General features: G+C 53.4%; 1 protein-coding gene. It reads right to left on the bottom strand.

The genetic code is table 11. From position 1 onward, the window contains the following. Positions 1 to 116: 116 nt before the first annotated feature. On the bottom strand, positions 117 to 640 hold a 524-nt coding region (locus tag UU7_RS19050; protein ID WP_238530978.1), incomplete at its 5' end, for a hypothetical protein.

Genomic DNA, 640 nt, shown 5'->3' with positions numbered 1-640 from the left:
CTCGTTTTGCAGATCAGTAAGGGGTTTTTCTACAGCTTCAACGCTGGAATTAAGCGGCGCCGGAGGCGTCCGCTTGAATGATCAGTTAGGCCACACTCTCATGGCCTTGCCGACCGTCATCGTGTTCTCGCTCCAGGCACCGTCTTCGCATGTGCCTCGTACTCTTGGAGGGACTTAAGCATTGATTGCGGTGTTGTGCTCTTGAGCTTTGTGGCCATCCAAGCACAGTATTTGTGTGCGTCGTACTTTTTGATACCACTAAGAACAGCGGCGGAGATCTCAAGCATAGACGCCTGCGCAGACTTTGCGGCAGCAGGAGACATTTGCGAGCCCATTGAGCGCCCAAGCTCCGGATTTGATGAAATCCACATGTCCAGCGCCTTGTCTAGGCTGGACAAGTAAGTTCCGTAGCCCTCATCAACTTGGCCCTGGGCCTCTGGCGCATTAGTACGGCAATATTGCACGATTGCTTCTGAGGGCGCAGATTCGAGTTGACGCACGTAATCGCGTTGCGATGTTCCTCGCTCCGTCGCGGCAGATGTAGCTGCAACGGTGAGACACATTGCGATTGCGGCATATCGGTATGGGTGACGCATACTTTCCTTCCCTATGAGGCCTAACGTAGCTGTAGAAAAACTCC

It is taken from the genome of Rhodanobacter spathiphylli B39 (assembly GCF_000264295.1).
GTDB lineage: Bacteria > Pseudomonadota > Gammaproteobacteria > Xanthomonadales > Rhodanobacteraceae > Rhodanobacter > Rhodanobacter spathiphylli.
This window is presented reverse-complemented; position numbering and strand designations above follow the sequence as displayed.